This window comes from Mesorhizobium sp. WSM3879 (assembly GCF_002294915.1).
Taxonomy (GTDB): Bacteria; Pseudomonadota; Alphaproteobacteria; order Rhizobiales; family Rhizobiaceae; genus Mesorhizobium.
Map to the genome: position 1 here is coordinate 284021 of NZ_NSFZ01000001.1, position 22480 is coordinate 306500.

A 22480-nucleotide genomic window follows, 5' to 3' on the forward strand; every position below is an offset into this window, starting at 1 on the left:
ATCGATGACATCGCCGCCCAAGGTGTCGAGGCGACAGGCGCTGGCCTTTGCCGCCGGAGCCGTTTTCGCGGCCTCCCCTCTGCCGCAATCCGCTGCGCTCGCGACGGCCGGCCACGTTCCGTCGCACGGCTTCAACCTTCCCGGATGGCTCGACCGAAACGATGGGCTTGCTCCCGCCACGGCCACGCTTGAGAAGCTGCGCCAATCAGGCTTCGAAACGATCCGGCTGCCGGTCAACGGCGATCTCGTCTCCAACGGCGACCCGGCAACGCTTCGCCGCATCCAGAACGGGATCAGGGATCTTGTCGGGCTGGGCTTTTCGGTCCTCCTCGACATGCATCCTTCTGGCGAGCTCGTGGCGGCTTTTCGAAACGATGCCGAGGCGGCCGCAGGAAGAGTGCTTCAGGCCTGGATGGCGTTACGTGCCGTCGTTGCCGATCTGCCTGCGGAGTGGGTCTATCCCGAGCTGCTGAACGAGCCCCCGATGGAACGGAGCGCCTGGCTGGTGCTGCGGGAACGGATCGCCGCGGCGCTGCGGGCGAAATGTCCGCACCACACGCTGATCTGGGGACCGGCACGGTTTCAGGGTATCTGGGAAATCGCCGACACGCCGCCGCTCGCCGACGACAACCAGATTGCCGCCGTTCACTATTACGCCCCCTTGGCCTTCACCCACCAGTGCGAGACCTGGGATGCCTCGCCGCTTGCCCGCATCGCGGACCTGCCCTTTCCCGCAAGCAAGGAAATGGCCCAGGTGAGCCGGCTTATCTCAAAACTGCGGTCGGCCGGCGACGAAGAAGCCGCCAACCTCGTTGAAGAGGAATTGTCGGCGCCTTGGACGGGCGCGCGGATCGGCTCCGATTTTGCCGATCTGGCGCGCTGGTCCACGACCAACGGCTGCCCGGTCATGCTGAACGAATTCGGTGTGCTCAACTTCTGCGTGGATGCCGAAAGCCGCGCCTCCTGGGTACGCGCCGTGCGCAAGGCGGCTGAAGCGAACCATGTGGCATGGACCTATTGGGAGCTCGATCAGGGTTTCGGCTTCATCAGGACCAGGCAGAGCGTCGAGGGTTTCGACGGCTCAATGATTGCCGCGCTCCTTGGAGGTTAAGCCGGAAATGGACGACAGGCGCCATCTACGCTTGCTGGGACAAGTGACGAGCGGAGCGGATCAGCGATGAGCACGACGCAGGTCTCTTCGCCCGTCGGACTGGGTTTGCCGGGCAGGAATACGCCCGAAACCATGCTCCATGTCGGCACGGCCTTGCTTGTCGTTGCGCTGGCCGTCTCCGCATTTGCCGTGTGGACGCCGTTCGGGATTGCCGCAACATTCGTGCTGACGCTGATCGTTTCGAACGCGATGCCGGCGGGCGTTCCGGTGCTGATCATCTGCGCCTTTCTCTTTCAGAACCTCGTGGTCGCCTGGTTCACCCCCTACATTCCCGACAACGACACGTTCGACGCGCTGCGCGGCACCAACTTCATCATCCTGATGACAGCGTTCGGCATTTTCCTGGCCGCCTCATTTCAGTACCGCGTCCGCGCGCTGACCGAGTTGCGCCCGTGGCTGCTGCTGAGCATGGTCCTGTGCGGAACGATTTGTTTCTATTTCGCTCTCGGCGTCGTGCATGGCGACCCCAAGGACGCTGTCGTCTATTTCCGCAACACGATCACGCCGCTCGCCTGCTTCCACGTCGCGGTCCTCGCCGCCAGCCTTTATCCCGTCGATCTGCGCAAGAGCATGCTGTGGCTCGGCGCCGGCGCGATCGTCTATGGCTATGCGGAACTGACCTTCACCATGGATTTCCTCGGACTGTTCCACGGCGACCAATATGTCGAGCGCAGCATCTCGCGGCAGGTCGAGACCGGCGTGTGGGAAAAAGCGCTTCAGGAAACCGGTTTCGTTTACCGTGGGATCGAAGACGTGATGACCACGACCTTCTTCAACACGCCCCTGTTCAACGACATCCTGCCAAGCGTCTTCCGCATCGGCGGCCCGAACTTCCATCCGATCAGCTATGCTTACGCCTTAAGCATCATTTCGGCCTGGCTGCTCTTCAAAGGACGATGGGTGCTGCCTCTCGCGGCTCTGCCGCTGCTGCTCGTCATCGGCTCCAAGGGCGCGACCTTCATGCTTTTCGTCGCAATTACCGTGCGGCTGATCCACAGCCCCTCCCGCGCCGGTCTGGCGCTCATGGGCGCGATGGCCCTGGCCGTGGTCTGGACGACGGCGGCGATCGGCTATGGCGCCACCCATGGCGACTATCACGTCCTCGGTCTGATTGCCGGCATGCGCGATTTCCTGGCTGATCCGCTCGGCCAGGGCTTGGGTCTCGGCGGCAACCTGTCGAGCACCAGCATCAATCTCAACTGGCAGACCGCCCAGGCCGAAGGCGCCGCCTCCGTGCCGGTCGAGAGCGCGGTCGGTGTCATGCTTTACCAGATGGGCGTGGGGAGCCTCGTCTTCTTCGGCTTCCTGGCGGCGCTGGCCGTGGCATTGCGACGGCAGCTTATCCAGACCGGCGACCCGGATTTCCTGTTCGGCTTTGTCGGCATCGTCACCATTTCGGCCAATGCCGTATTGCAGGAGGAGGCTTTCTACTCCCCTCTTGCCCTCGCCTTCTGTCTGCTGCTCGTGGGCGTCTCGCTGGGAACACGCTGGCGCATGGCCGCGGCGGCAAGAGCCGAAGCGGCGGGCTGACTTCGCATCGGCTGATTCCAGACTGGCTTCGCGATTTCGTTCAGGAACCGAACAGCACCATTTCGGTGAACGTCAGGTCTCCCGGAGAAGGCGATTTCGGACCCTTGAAATATTTGATTCCCTTGTTCGGAAAATACCTGCCGGACAGACCGGGAACCGGCCCCATCGCATCGACGAGGCAAAGCAGCTGTCCGCGCCGCAGGAGAAAGCGGCCCACGACCCCGGCGCACCTGACCAGATCCGCGTGGGATCGGCAGTAGACGACCTGGCAGCACGGCACGAGGCCATGCAATATCCGGCGCGGCTTCAGAACAAGCGGCAACGCCAGACCGTCGCAGACGCAGACCAGCGAAAGACAGCCCAACGCGGCGTGCTCGAGCAATATGTATCTTTCGTTGTCGATGAGTTCAGCCATTTCGGCGAGGTCCGCATGGGCTTCCAACACCCGGTCCGGACGCGGCATACCATTCAGAATGGGCAAGAAGGCGATCTGTCCGCCGGAAAACAGGCGAAAACCGAAGGCTTTGTTGAGCCTCACTGTCCCGGGCGATGGAGAAATATTGGTGTAGACCACATCCTTGCGCAGGATAACCGTCGCGATCATCCGGCTGGCATAGGGCCGGAATTCCGCGTCCACGGACCAGCTCGAGAGATTGCAGCGGATTTCATCGCCTTCCAGGCTTCTGTGCTTGGCATAGAGCGTAAGCACCGCGCCGACGATCCAGCCCGACTTCTCCAGGACGAACCCATATCGCGGAAAATCGGCGACCGCTGGCCGCTGCGACAGGCGGGTCAGCGCTTCTATCCAATAGCTCCTGCTGCGCTCCGGAAACCCTCGGTGCAGGCAATCCGCCACGCCTCCCCAATCCCTCTCGTCGAAGGGCCGGCAACCGATACCGGGAGGGAATGCGCCGAGAACCGCCATAGTCGACTCAAGAGAAAAGCACTGGATGTCGCCGAAGTCAGTATTATCCTTGGCGATCGATTACCAACGAATTGCATCGTCACAGAAGTCAATTTTACTGATCCGTTTGGCGATGCTACGTCACTCTGCGCCCGTGCAACCGACAAGCGAGCTTTACAACCTTTTGGCAGTTAATGCTTGTTCAATTAGCTAATATGTCTTCCCCGGGATTTCTCGCAAACCCGTCACATGGATCTGCTCTGCCCAGCCCTAGCCCACCGCGACCCCTTGCGCTGGAGTGCAAATGCATTCCGCCGCGAGGCACGGCCGAAGCGCTCGCTACGCTTTCACGCTGCCGGCGAGCCGGTTCTGCCAAGGCGCAAAATTTCTACCTAACCGGCTTGTGCCGAAATCTCATATGTGAATATAATATTCACAAAAGAAGATTTGGAGGATCGATCGCATCCGACTTCGGCTTGCCGGAGCTGCGGCCATTCTCCCGGAGCGGACGAACAGCGCAATGACCAGCTTCCCGCCTACCGTCGGCGTCGCTTCGACCTGCCCTGCCGACATGCCGGCCGATCACGCCCTGCTGCCGGTATGGAATGCCGAAAACTGGTTCTTTGAGGATTGGCCGATCGGTCAGAAAATCCGCTCGCTCCGGCGCACTATGGCCGAAGGCGACAGCCATCTCTTCAACACCCTGGTGCTCGACATCCACCCTTATGTGCAGGACCAGATGTTCGCCGAGCGCGAAGGTATCTTCGGCAAGCGCCTCGTGGCGGGCGCCTTCGTTTTCTCGGCCGGGCTTGGTCTAGTCGCCACCAACTGCGTCAATGCCTTTTCCTACGGCTATGACAAGCTCCGCTTCATAAAGCCGGTCTTCATCGGCGACACCATCTATTCGATCCGCACCAACATGGAAAAGAAGCCCCGCTACAAGGACATGGGGCTGATCCGCGCCAGCTATGAAGTGTTCAAGGGCGAAGGCGACCTGGTGCTCTACTGCGAGCATCTGCAGACGGTGAAATACAGGGACCCGGCCGACTTCGCCGGCAAGACGGAGAAGCAATGATGGCCGCCGAACAGCCGCTGTCCGGCCTTGTCGTCGTCGACATGAGCCAGTTCCTGTCGGGACCTTACTGCTCGCTGAGGCTCCTCGACCTTGGTGCCCGCGTCATCAAGATCGAGCGGCCCGATGGTGGCGACCTGTCGCGCCGGCTCTATCTCAGCGACACCGAGATCGGTGGTGATTCCACCATCTTCCACGCCATCAACCGTGCCAAGGAAAGCTTTGCGGTCGATCTGAAGAACGAGGACGACCTTAAAGCGCTGCGCGGGCTGCTCGCCAAGGCCGACGTGCTGATTCAGAACTTCCGCCCCGGCGTCATCGAGCGGCTCGGCCTCGATTACGAGCATGTGCGCACGATCAATCCGCGCCTGGTCTACGCCTCGATCAGCGGCTATGGCGAGGAAGGACCGTGGGTAAAGCGTCCGGGCCAGGACCTGCTTGCCCAGGCGCGCTCCGGCGTCATGTGGCTGAACGGCGACGAAGATCAGGGTCCGGTGCCGTTCGGCCTGGCAATCGCCGACATGCTGGCCGGCGCCGCCTGTGCGCAAGGCATCCTCGCAGCACTGGTCCGGCGCGGCATCACCGGCGCGGGCGGCCATATCGAGACCAGCCTCTTCGAAGCGCTGATCGACCTCCAGTTCGAGGTGCTGACGACCCATCTCAATGACGGCCGGCGGCTGCCGCGCCGTTCGTCGTTCCATAGCGCCCACGCCTATCTGGCGGCGCCCTACGGAGTCTATCCGGCCAAGGACGGCTTCCTGGCGATCGCCATGACGCCGATCCCGAAGCTCGCCGACCTGCTCGAGATCGAGGCGCTGGCGCCCTATCGCGACCAGCCGGTGACCTGGTTCACGGCGCGCGACGAGATCAAGGCGATCATCGCGCAGCGCATCGCGCAGAAGTCGGTCGACGAATGGCTGGCGATCCTCGAGCCCGCCGACATCTGGTGCGCGAAGGTGCTGAACTGGAAAGAGGTGCTGGAAAGCGACGGCTTCAAGGCGCTCGACCTGCTGCAGACCGTGACGCGCGAGGACGGTGTTTCGATCGATACCACGCGGTCACCGCTCAGGATCGACGGCATGCGCGCCAAAGTCGAGCAGGCGGCGCCGCGCGTCGGCGAGCACAGCGCAAAAATCCGCAAGGAGTTCGGCCTGTGACGACGCTCAAGGGCATGACCTGGAACCATCCGCGCGGCTATGATCCGATGGTCGCCTGCTCCCGGCTTTGGCGGGAAAAGACCGGCGTCTCTATCGAGTGGGAGAAGCGCTCGCTGCAGGACTTCGAGTCCTTCTCTGTCGAAGAACTCGCCCGCGCCTACGACCTGATCGTCATCGATCATCCGCATGTCGGCCAGATCACCGCCGAGAAGTGCCTGGCCCCGCTCGACGTGCCCGGCCGCGAGGCGGAGCGCGAAGCGCTGGCGAAGGCAAGCGTCGGCCGGTCCTATCCGAGCTACACTTGGCAGGACCGGCAATGGGCCTTTCCGATCGACGCCGCGACGCAGGTGCAGGCCTGGCGACCCGATTTGATAGACGCCGCGCCGAAGATCTGGACCGAAGTGCTGGAGCTTGCCCAGCGGGGCCGCGTGCTCTTGCCGCTCAGGCCGCCGCACTCGCTGATGTGCTTCTTCACGCTTGCCGCCGATCTCGGCCGGCCATGTGCAGTCGAAAGCCCGAGCGATCTGATCGATCCCGATACCGGCGAGACCGTCTTCGAAATGCTGCGTGAGATCGCGGCACTCCTCGATCCCGAGTGCCTTACGATGGATCCGATTGCGGTGTTCGAAAAGATGGCCGAGGCCGGCTCGCGCATCGCCTGCGCGCCGCTGATCTATGGCTACGTGCCCTATGCCACTGCAGGCTTCCGGCCGAACCGGCTCTTCTTTTGCGACATGCCGACTGTGGGCGGCAACGGCCCGGTCGGCTCCGCGCTCGGCGGCACCGGCATCGCCGTCTCCGCCTTTTCCGCTGCCGGCGAGGAAGCGATCGACTTCGCCTACTGGATCGCCAACGGCGACGTGCAGCGCGGCCTCTATGCCGCCGCCGGCGGCCAGCCCGGCCATGCCGCCGCCTGGGAGGACGAAGCCGTGAATGTCGCGACGGGCGACTTCTACCGCGGCACGCGGGCGACGCTGGAAGGCGCCTGGGTGCGCCCGCGCCACGACGGCTACATGGCGTTTCAGCAGGCGGCGTCCGATCGCCTCAACGAGGGTCTTGCCGGCCGGCAGGACGCCCCCCGCGTCGTCGCCGACATCAATCGCCTGTTCCGGCAGAGCTTCGCGGCGCCCCGCTAATACAGTCGGGCATCGGCCTTGCGGCTCACAGCCGCCAGAGCTTCTTCGCGTTGCCGGAGAGCAGTTTCGCGCGCTCGGTTTCGCTCGCCCCGGCAAGGAGCGCGTGCGTCGCCGCTACCCAGCCGAGCAGCCCGCCACCGAGCGTGCAGACCGGCCAGTCGCTGCCCCACACGACGCGATCCCAGCCGAAGCTGCCGATCGTGTGCTCGACATAAGGCCGCAGGGTCTCGACGGTCCAGCTCGCCGGATCGGCATAGGCGACGACGCCGGAGATCTTGCCGACGACATTGGGGCGCCGGGCGATCTCGGCGATCTGCTCGCGCCAGGGATGCTCGGCCTTGCCCCGGATGTCGGGCACGCCGCAATGATCGAGAACGAATTGCACGTCAGGCGCCAGATCGACCAGCGCGATCGCTTGGCTCATCTGTCGCGGCAGGACGCAAAGATCGAAGGTCAGCCCGCTGCCGGCGATGCGCCTGATGTTCTCGCGGAACAGGGCGCCCTCGGAGACGTCGTCGGGCACGACATGCAGCACGCGGCGGAATCCTTTGACAAATGGATCGGCCTTCACCTTGTCCAGCCAGGCGGCGAAGCCAGGTTCTTCCGGCCGGCACGACACGATCGCGCCCCGCACCAGGCTGCCGGGCTTCTTCGACAGGCCTTCGACAAGGGCTGTCTCGGCCGCGATATCGGCCGGGTGGACGTCGACCTCCATATGGAGCGCCAATTCTATGCCTGCGCGGCGCGCCTCGGTGGCGTATTCGTCGTGGGAAAAATCGCGGTCGAGGGCCGGCACGCCGGAGAGCCATGGATAGCGTAGCGCCGCCCTGTCGATGAGATGCAGGTGCGTATCGACGATCATGGCTTCCTCCCTTGTCGCGCTATCCACGTGGCCGAATTGCGCAGCGGCTTTTGCGCAAACGACATGCTTCAAAAATGAGCTCGATCATCTCACGGGAGAATTCATCATTCAAATAAGAATTGTTCCTATGACCTCACATCCGACCCGGCGAGTTGCGACAGGCGGGCCGCTGCTGCCTGGAGCAGCGTGATGGTCCTGGTGATATCGGGCGCTGCCGGCGCGTTGACCAGAGTGATATAAGGTATGGTGAGCGCGGCGATGCCGTGCCCGTCGGAACCGAGCACCGGCGCCGACAGATTGTAGACGCCGGCGGTCTGCAACGAAGCCATCATCTCGTAGCCACGATCGCGCACCTGGTCGAGGCGTGCGAAGAAGTCGGGCGACAACTTCATCTCCTCGTTGCTGCGCAAATGCTCGGCGATCATCATCTCGCGCTCTTCCGGTGAGCGGAAGGCCAGCAGCACATGTCCCGAGCCGGTGTCGAACAGGCTGATATGCGAGCCGACGCGGATCGAGATGCCCCAGTATCGCGGCGCTTCCTGCTGGGCAATGACCACGGCGCTGCCCCGGTCGAACACGACGAGTTGGTTTGCCTGCCAAGAGGTCTCGGCCAGCTCGCGCATGATCGAGGTGGCGTAGGAGACCAGCCTGCGCACCGGTGCATGCAGCTGGCCAAGCCCGAAGAGCTTCAGCGTCAGCGAATAGCGGTCGCCGTCTGGCCGGGTGACGTAGCCGCGTTTCACCAGACGGTCGAGCATCCGGTAAAATTCGTTCGGGCTGCGGTCGAGCCGCTTGGCGATCTCGGCCTGGGTCAGGCCGCCATCGACGCTGGCGAGCAGTTCCAGAATGTCCAGCCCCTTGTCCAGTGCCGGCGCGCGATAGCGGTCTTCCTCGTCGTCCTGCACCCGATGCCCTCTGGTGAATAGTGATCTTCATATACGCAAGACAGCCTTCATAGGGAAGAAGTTTCGGCTTGACGACTTATGAATAATTTGTTTGCATATGAATGAAGCATGGAGCTTCAGCCATGACGGCCTGCGGCCGTTCCAGGGAGGATATTCATGAACAGACTGCTTTCCGGCGTCGCCGCCGGCGCATTGCTCATGGCATCGGGTGCGGTCTTTGCGGCCGACCTGCCGGGCAAGTTCACCGGCGTCACGATCGACGCCAAGCTGATCGGCGGCCAGCAATACGAAAAACTCTACGCGCGCATCGGCGAGTGGGAGAAGGCGACCGGCGCCAAGGTCAACGTCATCTCCAAGAAGAACCACTTCGATCTCGACAAGGAGATCAAGTCGGACATCGCCTCCAACTCGATCACCTGGTGCGTCGGCTCCAACCACACCTCGTTCGCGCCCCAATATCCAGGCATCTACACTGACCTCGCCAAGCTGCTGCCGAAGGAGGAGATCGACGCTTTCGTCCCGGCCAACATCGCCGCCGGTACGCTCGACGGCAAGCTGGTGATGCTGCCGCGCGCGCAGTTCGACGTCTCGGCGCTCTACTACCAGAAGAGCCTCTACCAGGACGAGGCCAAGAAGAAGGCCTACAAGGAGAAGTACGGCGAGGAGCTCGCCCCGCCGGACACCTTCGACGAGATGGCTCAGCAGGCGGAATTCTTCGCCAGCCCGCCCGACTTCTACGGCACGCAATATGCCGGCAAGGAAGAGGCGATCAACGGCCGCTTCTACGAGATGCTGATCGCCGACGGCGGCGAATATCTCGACAAGGACGGCAAGCCTGCCTTCAACTCCGAGGCCGGCGTCAAGGCGCTCGACTGGTTCGTCAAGCTCTACAAGGCCAAGGCTGTGCCCGCCGGCACGACCAACTATTTGTGGGATGATCTCGGCCAGGGGTTCGCGTCCGGCACGGTGGCGCTCAACCTCGACTGGCCGGGCTGGGCCGGCTTCTTCAACGACCCGAAGTCGTCCAAGGTCGCCGGCAATGTCGGCGTCAAGGTGCAGCCGAAGGGCTCATCCGGCAAGCGCTCGGGCTGGTCCGGCGCGCATGGCTTCTCGGTGACCGAAAACTGCGCCAACAAGGAGGCCGCCGCCTCCCTCGTCTGGTGGCTGACCAACGAGGACAGCCGGAAGCTGGAAGCCGCGGCTGGCCCGCTGCCCACCCGCACCAAGGTGTGGGAATGGGACCTCGAGCAGGCCAAGTCCGATCCTTACAAAACCGAAGTGCTGCAGGCCTTCCAGGAAGCCGCCAAGAACGCCTTCCCGGTGCCGCAGACGCCGGAATGGATCGAGATCTCCAACGCCGTCTATCCCGAACTTCAGGCCGCCATTCTGGGCGACAAGACCTCCAAGCAGGCGCTCGACGACGCTGCCGCCAAGGCGACGCAGATACTCGAGGACGCCGGCAAGCTCTAAGGACTATCCTCCCAGCGGCGCCGGTCTTCGCGACCGGCGCCGCTTTGACCGAAGCGGCCGCCCTGCGATTGGATCGCCGGCCGTGCAAATTATTCTGGGACACTGCATGACGGCCAAGCGGCTTTCCGCGCCAACGCTTCTTCTGCTGCCGGCCGTGCTCGTTCTGGCGGCGGTGGTGGTCGTGCCGCTCTGCCTGTCCTTCTATTCGAGCTTCACGCCGTTCAGGCTGACGCGGCCGGAAACCTTCTTCACCTTCATCGGCCTGCGCAACTATCGCAACATTCTGTCCAACGCGAATTTCTGGTGGGCCTTCGGCCGCACCGTGCTCCTCCTCACCATCGCACTCAATCTCGAAATGCTGCTCGGTCTCGGCCTCGCGCTGCTGGTCGAGAAGGCGAGCCGCGGCCAGCGGCTGCTGCGCACCATCATGATGTTCCCGATGATGTTCTCGCCGATCCTGGTCGGCTTCCAGTTCAAGTTCATGTTCAACGACAATATCGGCCTGGTGAACAACGCGCTGCAGTCGCTAGGCATAACGCGGGACGCCATCCCCTGGCTAATCGAAGGCCATCTCGCCTTCATCGCCATTTCAGTCGCGGAGATCTGGTCGTCGACCTCGATCTTCGCGATCCTGATCCTCGCCGGCCTGCTTGCCATGCCGAAGGAGCCGGTCGAAGCGGCGCGCGTCGACGGCTGCACGCCGTGGCAAACCTTCCGCTATGTGACCTGGCCCTTCATCATGCCCTTCGCCTATATCGCCATGACCATCCGCTCGCTCGACGTTGCGCGCGCCTACGACATCGTCAAGATCATGACCGATGGCGGCCCGGCCGGCCGCACGGAACTGTTGTGGACGCTGGTCGCGCGCACCGCATACAGTGACGCGCGCATGGGCGTGGCCAATGCGATGGCCTATTTTTCGATCCTGCTGTCGATCGTCTTCACCGTCTATTTCTTCAAGAAGCTCGCAGCGGCGCGGACCCAGATCGGCGCGGAGTGGTGACGATGGACGCCAACGCATCCGCCCGTCTGAGGCGCCGCGCCGGCGTCGTCGCCCACCGCGTCGGCCTGTTCCTCGCCATGCTTTTGATCTGTCTGCCCGGCATCTGGATCGTGCTGTCCTCGCTGCGGCCGACGGTCGAGATCCTTGCCAAGCCGCCGGTCTGGATCCCGCAGCAGGTCTCGCTCGATGCCTACGTCGCCATGTTCAGCGGTGTCGGCAAGGGCGGCATTCCCGTCCTCGACTATTTCCGCAATTCCCTGATCATCTCGGTGACCTCGACCGTCATTGCCATCGCCATCGGCATGGCCGGTGGCTACGCTTTCGCGCGCTACCGTTTCCGCGGCAAGTCGGCGATGTTCCTCGGCCTGATGCTGACCCGCACCGTGCCCGGCATCGCGCTGTCGCTGCCGCTGTTTTTCGTCTATGCGCGGCTCGACATCATCGACACGCATTTCGGCCTGATCCTCGCCTATGTCGCGCTCAATGTGCCGTTCACCATCTGGCTGATCGACGGCTTCTTCCGCCAGGTGCCGAAGGATCTCGCCGAGGCCGCGCAAATCGACGGCTGCACGCGCTGGCAGGCCTTCTGGCAGGTCGAGTTTCCACTCGCCGGGCCAGGCATCGCGTCGGCCGGCATCTTCGCCTTCCTTACCTCCTGGAACGAATTCGCGCTCGCCTCGCAGCTGACGCGCTCGATCAATTCCAAGACGCTCCCCGTCGGGCTGCTCGACTACACCGCCGAATTCACCATCGACTGGCGCGGCATGTGCGCGCTGGCGGTGGTGATGATCATCCCGGCGCTGCTCCTTACCTTCATCGTCCAGAAACACCTCGTCGGCGGCCTGACTTCCGGCGCGGTGAAAGGTTGATCCGATGGCGATTGTCTCGCTCAAGAAACTGACCAAGCGTTACGGCAACATGGAGATCGTGCACGGCATCGACCTCGATGTCGCCGACCGCGAATTCATCGCGCTGGTCGGGCCGTCCGGCTGCGGCAAGTCGACCACGCTGCGCATGATCGCCGGGCTGGAAGACATCTCCGGCGGCACGATCGAGATCGGCGACCGCATCGTCAACGATCTGCCGCCGCGTTCGCGCAACATCTCGATGGTGTTCCAATCCTACGCACTTTATCCGCACATGACGGTGCGCGAAAATCTTGGTTTCTCCCTGAAGATCGCCGGCGCGCCGAAGGAAGAGATGGACCGTCGCGTCGCCGAGGCCTCGGCCATTCTCGGCCTCGATGCGCTGCTCGAGCGCCGCCCCTCCCAGCTTTCCGGCGGCCAGCGCCAGCGCGTCGCCATGGGCCGCGCCATCGTGCGCGATCCGGACGTCTTCCTGTTCGACGAGCCGCTCAGCAATCTCGACGCCAAGCTGCGCACGCAGATGCGCACCGAGATCAAGAAGCTGCACGCCAAGGTGAAGTCCACGGTCATCTACGTCACCCACGACCAGGTCGAGGCGATGACGCTCGCCGACCGCATCGTCATCATGCGGGACGGCAACATCGAGCAGGTCGGCACGCCGGACGAGGTCTTCCAGCGGCCGGCGACACGCTTCGTGGCGGGCTTCATCGGCTCGCCGCCGATGAACCTGCAGGAGGCGACCGTGGACGACGGCAAAATCGTCTTTTCCGGCGGACAGAGCCTGCCGCTGCCAGGCCGCTTCAAGGCCAAGGTGAACGCCGGCGACAAGGTAGTGTTCGGCCTGCGTCCCGACGACCTCTACCCCGTGGGCCACGGCCTGCATTCGGGCGATGCCGCTGACGTCCACGAGATCGAGCTGCCGGTGACGGTGACCGAGCCGCTCGGCAACGAGACGCTGGTGTTCGCCGAGTTCGACCGCCGCGACTGGGTTTCGCGGATGCTGAACCCGAGGCCATTGAGGGCGGGCGATCGCGTGGCGATGAGCTTCGACCTGTCGCAGGCGCATCTCTTTTCCGCGGAAACCGGCAAATCCTTGAGGGCCTGACGATGGCGAAGATCGAGAAAGTCGAGCTTGCAATGGTCGATCTGGTGCCGAAGGTGAAGCGCACCGACGCCATCCAGAGTTTCGTCAGCCAGGAGACGCCGATCGTCACCATCACCGACGTCGACGGGGCGGTCGGCATCGGCTACAGCTACACGATCGGCACCGGCGGCTCTTCGGTGATGCGGCTTCTGGCCGACCACCTCGCGCCGCGCCTGATCGGTGAGGATGCCGACCGGATCGAGGCCATCTGGCACGATCTCGAATTCGCCACGCACGCCACCACCATCGGCGCCATCACGGCCATCGCGCTCGCCGCCATCGACACTGCGCTCTGGGACCTTCGGGCGAAGAAGCAGAAGCTGCCGCTCTGGAAGCTTGCCGGCGGCGCCAAGCACCGCTGTCCGCTTTACACCACCGAAGGCGGCTGGCTGCACATCGAGACTGAAGCGCTTGTCGAAGATGCGCTGGCCGCCAAGGCGAAAGGCTTCACCGGCTCGAAGGTCAAGATCGGCAAGCCGCACGGCGCCGAGGATTTTGCCCGGTTGTCGGCCGTGCGCAAGGCGGTCGGCGACGGCTATGAGATCATGACCGACTGCAACCAGGGTTTTACCGTCGACGAAGCCATCCGGCGCGCCGAGCGGCTGCGCGATCTCGATCTCGCCTGGATCGAGGAGCCGCTGCCGGCCGACGACATAGACGGCCATGTGCGGCTATCGAATTCGACGGCGACGCCGATCGCCGTCGGCGAGTCGCTCTATTCGATCCGCCATTTCCGCGAATATATGCAGAAGGGCGGCTGCAACATCGTCCAGGTCGATGTCGGCCGCATCGGCGGCATCACGCCCTGGCTGAAGGTGGCACATACGGCGGAAGCCTTCGACATGCCGATCTGCCCGCATTTCCTGATGGAACTGCATGTCAGCCTGGCCTGCGCGGTGCCGAACGGCAAATATGTGGAATATATTCCGCAGCTGGATGAGTTGACGGGCAAGAAGATGGTGATCGAAAACGGGCACGCGCTGGCGCCGGACGAGCCGGGCCTCGGCATCGACTGGGATTTCGATGCGATTAGGGCCGTGAGCATCGCCGAATTCAGCGTCACCGTCACGGAACGGAGGAACTGAGAATGCAGCGAATGGGCATGGTGCTTGGCCTGAAGCCGGAAAAGGTCGAGGAATACGTGCGCCTGCACGCCGCCGTCTGGCCGGACGTGCTCGAGATGATCTCCGCCTGCAACATCAAGAACTACTCGATCTACCTCAAGCGGCCGGAGAACCTGCTGTTCTCCTATTTCGAGTATCACGGCACCGACTATGCCGCCGACATGGCCAAGATGGCCGCCGATCCGAAGACCCAGGAATGGTGGTCGGTCTGCATGCCATGCCAGGAACCCTTGCCGACACGGCAGGAGGCCGAGTGGTGGACGACGATGGATGAAGTCTTCCACCATGACTGATGCCTTCGATCCCGCCTCGCTGGCGCAATCCTGGCCAAGGCCTGCAAAGCCGCGTCCGATCGTCACCTTCGGCGCCGGCTCGATCGTCGGCGATGCGCATTTCCCGGCCTATCGCAAGGCTGGTTTTCCAATGGTGGGTCTCTACGATCCGGACCAGGCCAAGGCTCGGAAACTGGCCGAACAATGGGGCGTGACGGCATTCGGCTCGGTGGACGAGGCGGCCGCCGTCAAGGATGCGATCTTCGATCTCGCAACGCCGCCCGGCCGGCACGCCGAGGTGCTGAAGGCCCTGCCCGACGACGCGGTCGCATTGATCCAGAAGCCGATGGGCAACTACCTTGGCGAGGCAACCGAGATCCTTGAAATCTGTCGCGCCAAGAAGCTCAAGGTTGCAGTGAATTTCCAGCTTCGCTTCGCGCCGATGATGCTGGCGCTGAAGGACGCGATCGCCAAGGGCTGGCTTGGCGATGTCGTCGACTTCGACGCCTGGCTGGCGCTCGCAACGCCGTGGCAGCTCTGGGAATTCCTGCTCGCGGCGCCGCGCGTCGAGATCGCCATGCATTCGATCCACTATCTCGACCTGATCCGGCAGCTTCTCGGCGACCCGAGGGGCGTGCATGCCAAGACGCTCGGCCATCCCCATCACAAGGTCGCGCAGACCCGTACCAGCGCCATCCTCGACTATGGCGACACGGTGCGCTGCGCGCTCTCGATCAACCACGATCATAAGTTCGGACGGCGGCATCAGGCCTGCGAGTTCCGCATCTGCGGCACCGAGGGCGCCGCCTACGTCAAGCTTGGCCTCAATCTCGACTATCCGCGCGGTGAGCCCGACGTGCTCGAAATCTACCCTAAAGGCGGCTCCGATTGGGTCGGCGTGCCGCTCACCGGCGAATGGTTCCCCGACGCCTTTGTCGGGCGCATGGCCAATGTGCAGCGCTTCGCCTCCGGGGAAGACAAAGAGCTGGTCAGCTCCGTCGAAGATGCCTGGAACACCATGGCACTGGTGGAAGCCGCCTATCGTTCGAGCGCCGCGCCAGCGATGCCGCTCACCGCAAAACCGTAAGGAACGGCATGGAACAGGTCACCTATTTCGAGGACTACGAGATCGGCTCGTCGCGGCTGACCAGCGGCCGCACCATCACCGAGACCGACTTTGTCGTCCATGCCGGCCACACCGGCGATTTCTTTCCGCACCACATGGACGCCGAGTTCATGAAGACGACGCCCTTCGGCCAGCGCATCGCGCATGGCACGCTGGTGTTCTCGGTCGGCGTCGGCCTGACCGCGAGCGTCATCAACCCGGTCGCCTTCTCGTACGGTTATGACAGGCTGCGCTTCATCAAGCCGGTCTTCATCGGCGACACGATCCGCACGCGCACGACGATCGCCGCGAAGGAAGACGATCCGAAGCGGCCGGACTCCGGGCGCGTCATCGAACGCGTCGAGGTCATCAACCAGCGCGACGAAGTCGTGCTGGCCGCCGATCACATCTATATCGTCGAGCGGCGCCCCCGGCTCGGCTGAAGACGGAGACAAAACAACATGGCTGATCTGACAGGCAAGGTGGTGGTCGTAGCGGCCGCTGCGCAAGGCATCGGCCGGGCTAGCGCGTTGGCTTTCGCCAAGGCTGGCGCGATCGTCCACGCCACCGACATAAATGAAGCGGCGCTGGCCGAGCTCGGCAACACCTCGGTCATCAAGACTCGCAAGCTCGACGTGCTGAACGACGAGGCCGTGAAGGCCGCCTTCGCCGAAATCGGCCGCGTCGATGTGCTGTTCAACTGCGCCGGCTTCGTCCATTCCGGCTCGATCCTCGACATGAAGGACGAGGACCTCGACTTTGCCTTCAACCTCAATGTGCGCGCCATGATCCGCACTATCCGCGCCGTGCTGCCCGGCATGCTGGAGCGCGGCGATGGTTCGATCATAAACATGGCATCGGTCGCCGGCGCCCCGAAAGGCGTGCCGAACCGCTTCGCCTATGGCGTGACCAAGGCGGCCGTGATCGGGCTGACCAAATCGATCGCCGCCGACTATGTCGGCGGCGGCATTCGCTGCAACGCGATCTGCCCCGGCACGGTGGAGAGCCCCTCGCTCGAAAGCCGCATGCGGGCGCAGGGCGACTATGAGGCCGCCCGTGCCGCCTTCATCTCCCGCCAGCCGATGGGAAGGCTGGGCACGGCGGAGGAGATCGCCGACCTTGCCGTCTATCTCGCCGGCGCCACCTATACCACCGGGCAGGCCTATAATATCGACGGCGGCTGGTCGATCTGATGAGGCACCGAGCATGACCCGCATTACCGATCTTCGCGTCTTCGATCTGCGCTTCCCGACGTCGCAGAGCCTCGACGGGTCGGACGCGATGAATCCGGACCCCGATTATTCGGCCGCCTATGTCATCCTCGACACCGATAGCGAGGGGCTCAGCGGCCACGGGCTCACCTTCACCATCGGCCGGGGCAACGAGATCTGCTGCGGGGCGATCGAGGCGCTGCGCCATCTTGTTGTCGGGATCGACCTCGACTGGGTCAAGCAAGATCCCAGCCGCTTCTGGCATCACGTGACCGGCGACAGCCAGTTGCGCTGGATCGGCCCGGACAAGGGCGCCATGCACCTCGCCGTCGGCGCGGTTGTCAATGCGGTCTGGGATCTGTGGGCCAAGGAAGCCGGCAAGCCGGTCTGGCGCCTTGTCGCCGACATGAGCCCGGAAGAGATCGTGCGCATCGTCGACTTCCGCTATCTCACCGATGCGATCACGCCGGCCGAAGCGCTGGAGATCCTGAGGAAGGCCGAGGCCGGCAAGGCCGAGCGCATCGCCAGCCTCGAGCGCGAAGGCTATGCCTGCTATACCACATCGGCCGGCTGGCTCGGCTATCCCGACGACAAGCTGAGGCGCCTCTGCCAGGAAGCAGTCGACGAGGGGTTCAATCACATCAAGCTGAAGGTCGGCCGCGACCGCGACGACGACATCCGCCGTCTCAGGATCGCCCGCGAGGTGATCGGTCCGGACCGTTACCTGATGATCGACGCCAACCAGGTCTGGGAGGTCGACCAGGCGATCGACTGGCTGCGCGACCTTGCCTTCGCCAAGCCCTTCTTCATCGAGGAGCCGACCAGCCCGGACGATGTCGCCGGCCATGCCAAGATCCGCAAGGCGGTGGCGCCGATCAAGGTTGCGACCGGCGAGATGTGCCAGAACCGCATCATGTTCAAGCAGTTCATCGCCGGCGGCGCGATCGATATCGTGCAGATAGATTCCTGCCGCATGGGCGGCCTGAACGAGGTGCTGGCCGTGCTTTTGATCGCCGCCAAGTTCGGCTTGCCGGTCTGGCCGCATGCCGGCGGCGTCGGCCTGTGCGAATATGTCCAGCATCTGTCGATGATCGACTATATCGCGGTGTCGGGCACCAAGGATGGAAGGGTGATCGAATATGTCGATCACCTGCACGAGCATTTCCTCGAGCCCTGTGTCATTGAGAATGCGGCCTACATGCCGCCGACGGCGCCGGGCTTCTCGATCGAGATGAAGCCGGACTCGATCGCCGCCTACCTATTCCACAGTTGAATTCGAGCCGTAACGCAGGTGGCCTTGGCGGCGTTACGGCGTCGCTTCTACCTGGCGCGCTTCAGTCAATCTCGACGGCAAGCACCGCGGCACAATCTCCGGCCTTGACCAGGCCGGGGAAATGACGCGCGGCCAAGAGCCCCGACATTCTCGCCTTGATCTCCTGGGGCGCGGTGCCGGTGCGACCGGTCGAATGGATGCGCGCCACGACCTGGCCTTCTTCCACCTTCTCGCCGAGATCGATCATGGTCTCGATCATGCCCTCGTCTTCGGCAAATGCAAAGCAGTCGCCCGAAGGCATGTCGAGCCATTGGGTTTGGCTCTTCTCGACGGCGCCATCAACGATGCCGGCATGGCGAAGCACATTGAGGATGCCGCGGCGGGCGATGCGCACCGTCACGGCTCGGGCCGTCCCGCCGCCGCCGAGCTCGGTGGTGACGAAGACCTTGCCCATCTGCTCGGCCGCGGTGTCATACATGCCAACGGTATCGATTTCGGTCATGCGCATCGAGAACGGAGCCGAAAAGGCCTCGACCGCGGCGAAGGCCTTTTCCTCCTGCTCCTTGTCCGGCAGCGTATGCGCGGCGCAGAACGGCACAAAGTCCAGCGTCTTTCCGCCGGAGTGGAAGTCGAACACGATGTCCGCCCGCGGCAACAATTCGCGCTGGAAATAGTCGGCGATCTTTTCCGTCACGCTACCGTCCGGCCGGCCAGGAAAGCTGCGGTTCATGTTGCCCTTGTCGATCGGCGAGGTGCGGCTGCCGGCGCGGAACGCCGGATAGTTCATCGCCGGCACGATGATGACGGTACCGGTGACATCCTTCGGGTCGAGCGTGCGAGCGAGCTCGTAGAGCGCCAGTGGCCCCTCATACTCGTCGCCGTGATTGCCGCCGGTAAGCAGCGCCGTCGGCCCCTTGCCGTTGCAGATCACGCAGATCGGAATCATCACCGACCCCCAGGCGGAATCGTCGCGGCTGTAGGGCAGGCGCAGGAAGCCGTGCTGGACACCGTCGCGCTCGAAATCGACCGTCGGCGTGATCGGCGATGGAGGCAGAGCTGACATAGGCCTCAATCCTTCACGAACAGCTTGCGCGGCACATTGGCTAGGCACTCGACGCCGGTCTCGGTGATCAGGATCGATTCGGTGATTTCAAGTCCCATTGTCTCGAGCCACAGACCCGTCATGAAATGGAAGGTCATGCCGGGCTTGAGCTCGGTGCGATCGCCGGGGCGCAGGCTCATCGTGCGCTCGCCCCAATCCGGCGGATAGGAAAGACCGATCGAGTAGCCGGTGCGGTTGTCCTTGACGATGCCGTACTTCTTCAGCACGGCGAAGAAGGCATTGGCGATGTCCTCGCAGGCATTGCCCGGCTTGGCGGCGGCAAGGCCCGCCTCCATGCCCTCGAGCGTCGCCTTCTCGGCGTCGAGGAAGGCCTGCGTCGGCTTGCCGAGGAAGACGGTGCGCGACAGCGGGCAGTGGTAGCGGTTGTAGCAGCCGGCGATCTCGAAGAAGGTGCCCTCGCCCGCCTTCATCGGCTGGTCGTCCCAGGTGAGATGCGGCGCCGAGGCGTCGGCGCCCGATGGCAAGAGCGGCACGATCGCCGGATAGTCGCCGCCGATGCCCTCAACGCCGCGCGTGCCGGCATCATAGATCTCGGCGACCAGATCGCATTTGCGCATGCCGACCTCGATCTTGTCGACGATGCGCTGATGCATGGCCTCGACGATGCGGGCGGCCTTGCGCATATAGTCGATCTCGGTCGGGCTCTTCACGGCGCGCCGCCAGTTGACCAGCGCGGTGGCGTCGACGAAGCGGGCGTTGGGCAGGTGCTTCTGCAGCGAGGCGAAGGCCGCCGCCGAGAACCAATAGTTGTCCATCTCGACGCCGATGGTCAGCTTGTCCCAGCGGCGATCGGCAAGCACGCTGGCGAGATGGTCCATCGGGTGCCGCTCGGTCGACTGCACGTAGTGATCGGCGTAGCCAATGATGTTGTCATGCGCGAGATAGGCGGTGCGCTTGGCGCCGTTGGCGTCCTGGCCGCGGCCATACCAGACCGGCTCGCCCGAAGGCGGCACGATGACCGCCTGATGCACATAGAAGGACCAGCCGTCATAGCCGGTCAGCCACGCCATGTTGGACGGATCGCTGACGATCAGCAGATCGACCCCCTTGGCCTCCATGGCTTTCCGCGTCTTGGCCAGGCGATCGGCAAATTCGCCTCGCGAGAATTTCAGGTTCGGCTGCATTTTGTTGGTCCTCGTTTGTTGGGCCTCGCGGCCATATTCAGCTTTCGAAAATCGTTCCCGTCTTCGCCGCCCCAGCGCGGTCGCGGGCTAAGGTGGCGATCGCGGTGTCCTGCACGCCGGTGCCGGTGAGATCCGCGATGGTGATGTCGCCGGCCGATCGTCGTCCGTGCTTTTTCCCGGCGATGACCTGGCCGAGCTCAATGACTTCCGCGTCGGCCGCCATCGCCCCTGCCTCGATGGCGTGGTGAAGCTCGCCCAAGCGCCGCGTCTGCTTCGCGCTGTCTGCGACATAGAGATCTGCCAGGCGAAGGATCGCCGGCGCGATCTCGTTCTTGTGCTCGGCATCCGAGCCCATCGCGGTGATGTGCTGGCCGGCCGAGACGAACCCGGCCTTGATCAGCGGCTCGGTCGAAGGCGTGGTGGTGACGATGATGTCGGCGCCCGCTGCCGCCCTCGCCGCATCCGGCTCGGCACGCACCATGATGCCCAGTCTCTCGCGCAAGCGGGCCGCGGTCGCCTCGGCCTTGGCCGCATCGCGCGCCCAGACGCGCGCCTCCGCGATCGGCCTGACGAGGCGCAGCGCTTCCAATTGCAGGCCGGCCTGCAAGCCGGCGCCGAAGATCGCCGCTATGCTGGAGTCTTCGCGCGACAGATGCTTGGCCGCGACCGCGCCGGCTGCGGCGGTGCGCACATCGGTCAGATAGCCATTGTCGAGCAGCAGCGCCTCGACCACACCGGTCTTGGCCGAAAGCAGCACCATCATGCCGCCGCCGCTCGGCAGGCCGAGCTTCGGATTGTCGAAGAAGCCGGAGCTTATCTTGACGGCGAAGCCATCTATGCCGGGCACGTAGGCGGACTTCACGTCGACCTCGCCGCGATGCTCGTGAATGTCAATCCTCAAGATTGGCGGCATCGCCACCGGCATTGTCACCAAAGCCCGAAACGCGTTCTCGACGCAGGCGACCGCATCCAGATCGAGCGTCACGATCTTGCGCAGCTCGGCTTCGGTGAGGATGGTCATGCGGCTCATGTGGGGCGCTCCGTCAGTGCAGCGTTGCCGCAGACGATGCGGCGATGCAGGCTCATGTCGATGTTGCGGCCAGACAGGATGGCCACCACCAGTCCTTTCGCAGTGACCTTCCCAGCAAGCAGCGCGCCGATGCCGACCGCGCCCGCGCCTTCGACGATCTCGCGCTCTTCCTCATAGGCATGCCGAATGCCGGCGGCGATCTCGTCCTCGGAAAGCAGGATGACGTCGTCGAGCAGCTCACGGCACATGGCAAAGGTCAGCCGGTTATCGAGGCCGATGCCGCCGCCTAGCGAGTCCGCAAGCGTCGGCAATTCCTCGATCTGCACGGGGCGGCCGGCATCGAGGCTCGCCTTCATCGCGGCACCGCGCGACATCGACACGCCGACGACTTTGGTGGCCGGGCTCACCCCCTTGACCGCCGCGGCAACGCCGGCTGCCAGGCCGCCGCCGGAGAGCGGCACCAGCACACTTGCTGCGTCCCGAACCTGCTCCATGATCTCCAGCCCCAACGTGCCCTGCCCGGCGACGATGTCGGGATGGTCGAAGGGCGGCAGCATGACCAGCCGCTCCTCCGCGACCAGCCTGTCGACCTCCTGCTGGGCATCGTCCTGGCTGTTGCCGACGATGCGAATATCCGCGCCGAGGCGGCGGATTGCGTCGAGCTTGTTCTCGGGCACCAGCCTCGACATGCAGATCACCGCGCGCATGCCCTCGAGCTTCGCCGCATGGGCCAGCGCGCGGCCGTGATTGCCGGTCGATGCCGCGACGACGCCGCGCGACCTTTCCTCCGGACTCAACGCGGCGATCGCGTTGGACGCGCCGCGCAGCTTGAACGCGCCGGTCGTCTGGTGATGTTCCAGCTTGAGGTGAACGGGATGTCCCGCCCGATCCGAGAGGCTTTGCGACAACACAGTCGGCGTCCGCTCGACCTTTCCGGCAATGCGTTCGCGCGCAGCGCGGATATGCTGAAGCGTGACTTCCGTTTTGGTCATTGGCAT

General features: G+C 63.9%; 22 protein-coding genes. 15 read left to right on the plus strand and 7 right to left on the minus strand.

Features of this window, described 5'->3' with window-relative positions; translation table 11 throughout:
* Window positions 1-4: 4 nt before the first annotated feature.
* Window positions 5-1111, plus strand: a complete 1107-nt coding sequence (locus CK218_RS01390; protein ID WP_095826641.1) for a cellulase family glycosylhydrolase — start codon at window positions 5-7, stop codon at window positions 1109-1111.
* A gap of 66 nt (window positions 1112-1177) precedes the next feature.
* The gene (locus tag CK218_RS01395) at window positions 1178-2701 is read left to right on the plus strand and encodes a hypothetical protein (RefSeq protein ID WP_095826642.1); all 1524 of its coding nucleotides are present in this window, start codon (window positions 1178-1180) and stop codon (window positions 2699-2701) included.
* Window positions 2702-2741: 40 nt separating this feature from the next.
* Here CK218_RS01395 and CK218_RS01400 read toward each other — a convergent pair whose 3' ends face one another.
* Window positions 2742-3626: a hypothetical protein gene (locus CK218_RS01400; protein ID WP_245434830.1), complete on the minus strand. Its 885-nt coding sequence runs from the start codon at window positions 3624-3626 to the stop codon at window positions 2742-2744.
* 499 nt (window positions 3627-4125) lie between these two features.
* On the opposite strand from CK218_RS01400, the gene CK218_RS01405 reads away from it, so the two are divergent.
* Genes CK218_RS01405 through CK218_RS01415 form a run of 3 tightly spaced genes read left to right on the plus strand, consistent with a single transcriptional unit; the run spans window position 4126 to window position 6970 of the window.
* On the plus strand, window positions 4126-4680 hold the full coding sequence (locus CK218_RS01405) for a MaoC family dehydratase (protein ID WP_067002273.1): 555 nt from the start codon (window positions 4126-4128) through the stop codon (window positions 4678-4680).
* Window positions 4677-5834 carry a CaiB/BaiF CoA-transferase family protein gene (locus CK218_RS01410; RefSeq protein ID WP_095826644.1) on the plus strand — a complete coding sequence of 386 codons (1158 nt, stop codon included), beginning with the start codon at window positions 4677-4679 and terminating at the stop codon, window positions 5832-5834. The genes CK218_RS01405 and CK218_RS01410 overlap by 4 nt, the downstream gene beginning before the upstream one ends.
* 14 nt (window positions 5835-5848) lie before the next feature.
* Window positions 5849-6970: an extracellular solute-binding protein gene (locus CK218_RS01415; protein ID WP_067002719.1), complete on the plus strand. Its 1122-nt coding sequence runs from the start codon at window positions 5849-5851 to the stop codon at window positions 6968-6970.
* Between the two features lie 25 nt (window positions 6971-6995).
* On the opposite strand, the gene CK218_RS01420 is transcribed toward CK218_RS01415, so the two are convergent.
* On the minus strand, window positions 6996-7832 hold the full coding sequence (locus CK218_RS01420) for an amidohydrolase (protein ID WP_067002721.1): 837 nt from the start codon (window positions 7830-7832) through the stop codon (window positions 6996-6998).
* A gap of 125 nt (window positions 7833-7957) precedes the next feature.
* Window positions 7958-8737 (minus strand): IclR family transcriptional regulator, encoded by a 780-nt coding sequence (locus CK218_RS01425; protein WP_095777217.1) that lies wholly within the window; start codon window positions 8735-8737, stop codon window positions 7958-7960.
* A gap of 156 nt (window positions 8738-8893) precedes the next feature.
* Here CK218_RS01425 and CK218_RS01430 point away from each other — a divergent pair, with 156 nt between their 5' ends.
* The 10 genes from CK218_RS01430 to CK218_RS01475 all read left to right on the plus strand — a co-directional run bounded on the left by CK218_RS01430 (window position 8894) and on the right by CK218_RS01475 (window position 18205).
* Window positions 8894-10207, plus strand: a complete 1314-nt coding sequence (locus tag CK218_RS01430) for a sugar ABC transporter substrate-binding protein (RefSeq protein WP_095826645.1) — start codon at window positions 8894-8896, stop codon at window positions 10205-10207.
* Window positions 10208-10313: 106 nt separating this feature from the next.
* Complete coding sequence (locus CK218_RS01435; protein WP_095826646.1) at window positions 10314-11210, plus strand: sugar ABC transporter permease; 897 nt, start codon at window positions 10314-10316, stop codon at window positions 11208-11210.
* Between the two features lie 2 nt (window positions 11211-11212).
* Window positions 11213-12079 carry a carbohydrate ABC transporter permease gene (locus tag CK218_RS01440; RefSeq protein ID WP_095777215.1) on the plus strand — a complete coding sequence of 289 codons (867 nt, stop codon included), beginning with the start codon at window positions 11213-11215 and terminating at the stop codon, window positions 12077-12079.
* 4 nt (window positions 12080-12083) lie between these two features.
* Entirely contained in the window at window positions 12084-13181 is a 1098-nt protein-coding gene (gene ugpC / locus CK218_RS01445) for a sn-glycerol-3-phosphate ABC transporter ATP-binding protein UgpC (RefSeq protein ID WP_095777214.1), read from the plus strand.
* A gap of 2 nt (window positions 13182-13183) precedes the next feature.
* Window positions 13184-14305, plus strand: coding sequence for a mandelate racemase/muconate lactonizing enzyme family protein (locus CK218_RS01450; RefSeq protein WP_095826647.1), 1122 nt, complete (start codon window positions 13184-13186; stop codon window positions 14303-14305).
* Window positions 14306-14307: 2 nt separating this feature from the next.
* Window positions 14308-14637, plus strand: a complete 330-nt coding sequence (locus CK218_RS01455; protein ID WP_095826648.1) for an L-rhamnose mutarotase — start codon at window positions 14308-14310, stop codon at window positions 14635-14637.
* Window positions 14630-15703, plus strand: coding sequence for a Gfo/Idh/MocA family oxidoreductase (locus CK218_RS01460; RefSeq protein ID WP_095826649.1), 1074 nt, complete (start codon window positions 14630-14632; stop codon window positions 15701-15703). Before CK218_RS01455 ends, CK218_RS01460 begins: the two co-directional genes overlap by 8 nt.
* 8 nt (window positions 15704-15711) lie before the next feature.
* Complete coding sequence (locus CK218_RS01465) at window positions 15712-16164, plus strand: MaoC/PaaZ C-terminal domain-containing protein (RefSeq protein WP_095826650.1); 453 nt, start codon at window positions 15712-15714, stop codon at window positions 16162-16164.
* 18 nt (window positions 16165-16182) lie between these two features.
* Window positions 16183-16914, plus strand: coding sequence for an SDR family oxidoreductase (locus CK218_RS01470; protein ID WP_095826651.1), 732 nt, complete (start codon window positions 16183-16185; stop codon window positions 16912-16914).
* Window positions 16915-16927: 13 nt separating this feature from the next.
* A complete protein-coding gene (locus CK218_RS01475; protein WP_095826652.1) occupies window positions 16928-18205 on the plus strand; it encodes an L-fuconate dehydratase in 1278 nt (425 codons plus the stop codon).
* 61 nt (window positions 18206-18266) lie between these two features.
* Here the strand turns inward: CK218_RS01475 and doeB are convergent, their stop codons facing one another.
* From doeB to eutB, 4 genes are read right to left on the minus strand one after another with little or no spacing between them, the layout of a single operon-like run.
* Window positions 18267-19268, minus strand: coding sequence for a N(2)-acetyl-L-2,4-diaminobutanoate deacetylase DoeB (gene doeB / locus CK218_RS01480; RefSeq protein ID WP_095826653.1), 1002 nt, complete (start codon window positions 19266-19268; stop codon window positions 18267-18269).
* Window positions 19269-19273: 5 nt separating this feature from the next.
* Window positions 19274-20452 carry an ectoine hydrolase DoeA gene (gene doeA / locus CK218_RS01485; RefSeq protein ID WP_095826654.1) on the minus strand — a complete coding sequence of 393 codons (1179 nt, stop codon included), beginning with the start codon at window positions 20450-20452 and terminating at the stop codon, window positions 19274-19276.
* 37 nt (window positions 20453-20489) lie between these two features.
* A complete protein-coding gene (locus CK218_RS01490) occupies window positions 20490-21482 on the minus strand; it encodes a cyclodeaminase (protein ID WP_095826655.1) in 993 nt (330 codons plus the stop codon).
* Window positions 21479-22474, minus strand: coding sequence for a hydroxyectoine utilization dehydratase EutB (eutB, locus tag CK218_RS01495; protein WP_095826656.1), 996 nt, complete (start codon window positions 22472-22474; stop codon window positions 21479-21481). The genes CK218_RS01490 and eutB overlap by 4 nt, the downstream gene beginning before the upstream one ends.
* Window positions 22475-22480: the final 6 nt, after the last annotated feature.

Bases quoted from the DNA above. Each gene is read 5' to 3' on its own strand.
- CK218_RS01420 (WP_067002721.1), bottom strand. From the start codon at position 7,832: ATGATCGTCGATACGCACCTGCATCTCATCGACAGGGCGGCGCTACGC.
- CK218_RS01435 (WP_095826646.1), top strand. From the start codon at position 10,314: ATGACGGCCAAGCGGCTTTCCGCGCCAACGCTTCTTCTGCTGCCGGCC.
- CK218_RS01470 (WP_095826651.1), top strand. From the start codon at position 16,183: ATGGCTGATCTGACAGGCAAGGTGGTGGTCGTAGCGGCCGCTGCGCAA.
- CK218_RS01415 (WP_067002719.1), top strand. From the start codon at position 5,849: ATGACCTGGAACCATCCGCGCGGCTATGATCCGATGGTCGCCTGCTCC.
- CK218_RS01455 (WP_095826648.1), top strand. From the start codon at position 14,308: ATGCAGCGAATGGGCATGGTGCTTGGCCTGAAGCCGGAAAAGGTCGAG.
- eutB (WP_095826656.1), bottom strand. From the start codon at position 22,474: ATGACCAAAACGGAAGTCACGCTTCAGCATATCCGCGCTGCGCGCGAA.
- doeB (WP_095826653.1), bottom strand. From the start codon at position 19,268: ATGTCAGCTCTGCCTCCATCGCCGATCACGCCGACGGTCGATTTCGAG.
- CK218_RS01395 (WP_095826642.1), top strand. From the start codon at position 1,178: ATGAGCACGACGCAGGTCTCTTCGCCCGTCGGACTGGGTTTGCCGGGC.
- ugpC (WP_095777214.1), top strand. From the start codon at position 12,084: ATGGCGATTGTCTCGCTCAAGAAACTGACCAAGCGTTACGGCAACATG.
- CK218_RS01430 (WP_095826645.1), top strand. From the start codon at position 8,894: ATGAACAGACTGCTTTCCGGCGTCGCCGCCGGCGCATTGCTCATGGCA.
- CK218_RS01490 (WP_095826655.1), bottom strand. From the start codon at position 21,482: ATGAGCCGCATGACCATCCTCACCGAAGCCGAGCTGCGCAAGATCGTG.
- CK218_RS01465 (WP_095826650.1), top strand. From the start codon at position 15,712: ATGGAACAGGTCACCTATTTCGAGGACTACGAGATCGGCTCGTCGCGG.
- CK218_RS01405 (WP_067002273.1), top strand. From the start codon at position 4,126: ATGACCAGCTTCCCGCCTACCGTCGGCGTCGCTTCGACCTGCCCTGCC.
- CK218_RS01400 (WP_245434830.1), bottom strand. From the start codon at position 3,626: ATGGCGGTTCTCGGCGCATTCCCTCCCGGTATCGGTTGCCGGCCCTTC.
- CK218_RS01440 (WP_095777215.1), top strand. From the start codon at position 11,213: ATGGACGCCAACGCATCCGCCCGTCTGAGGCGCCGCGCCGGCGTCGTC.
- CK218_RS01460 (WP_095826649.1), top strand. From the start codon at position 14,630: ATGACTGATGCCTTCGATCCCGCCTCGCTGGCGCAATCCTGGCCAAGG.
- CK218_RS01450 (WP_095826647.1), top strand. From the start codon at position 13,184: ATGGCGAAGATCGAGAAAGTCGAGCTTGCAATGGTCGATCTGGTGCCG.
- CK218_RS01410 (WP_095826644.1), top strand. From the start codon at position 4,677: ATGATGGCCGCCGAACAGCCGCTGTCCGGCCTTGTCGTCGTCGACATG.
- CK218_RS01475 (WP_095826652.1), top strand. From the start codon at position 16,928: ATGACCCGCATTACCGATCTTCGCGTCTTCGATCTGCGCTTCCCGACG.
- CK218_RS01390 (WP_095826641.1), top strand. From the start codon at position 5: ATGACATCGCCGCCCAAGGTGTCGAGGCGACAGGCGCTGGCCTTTGCC.
- doeA (WP_095826654.1), bottom strand. From the start codon at position 20,452: ATGCAGCCGAACCTGAAATTCTCGCGAGGCGAATTTGCCGATCGCCTG.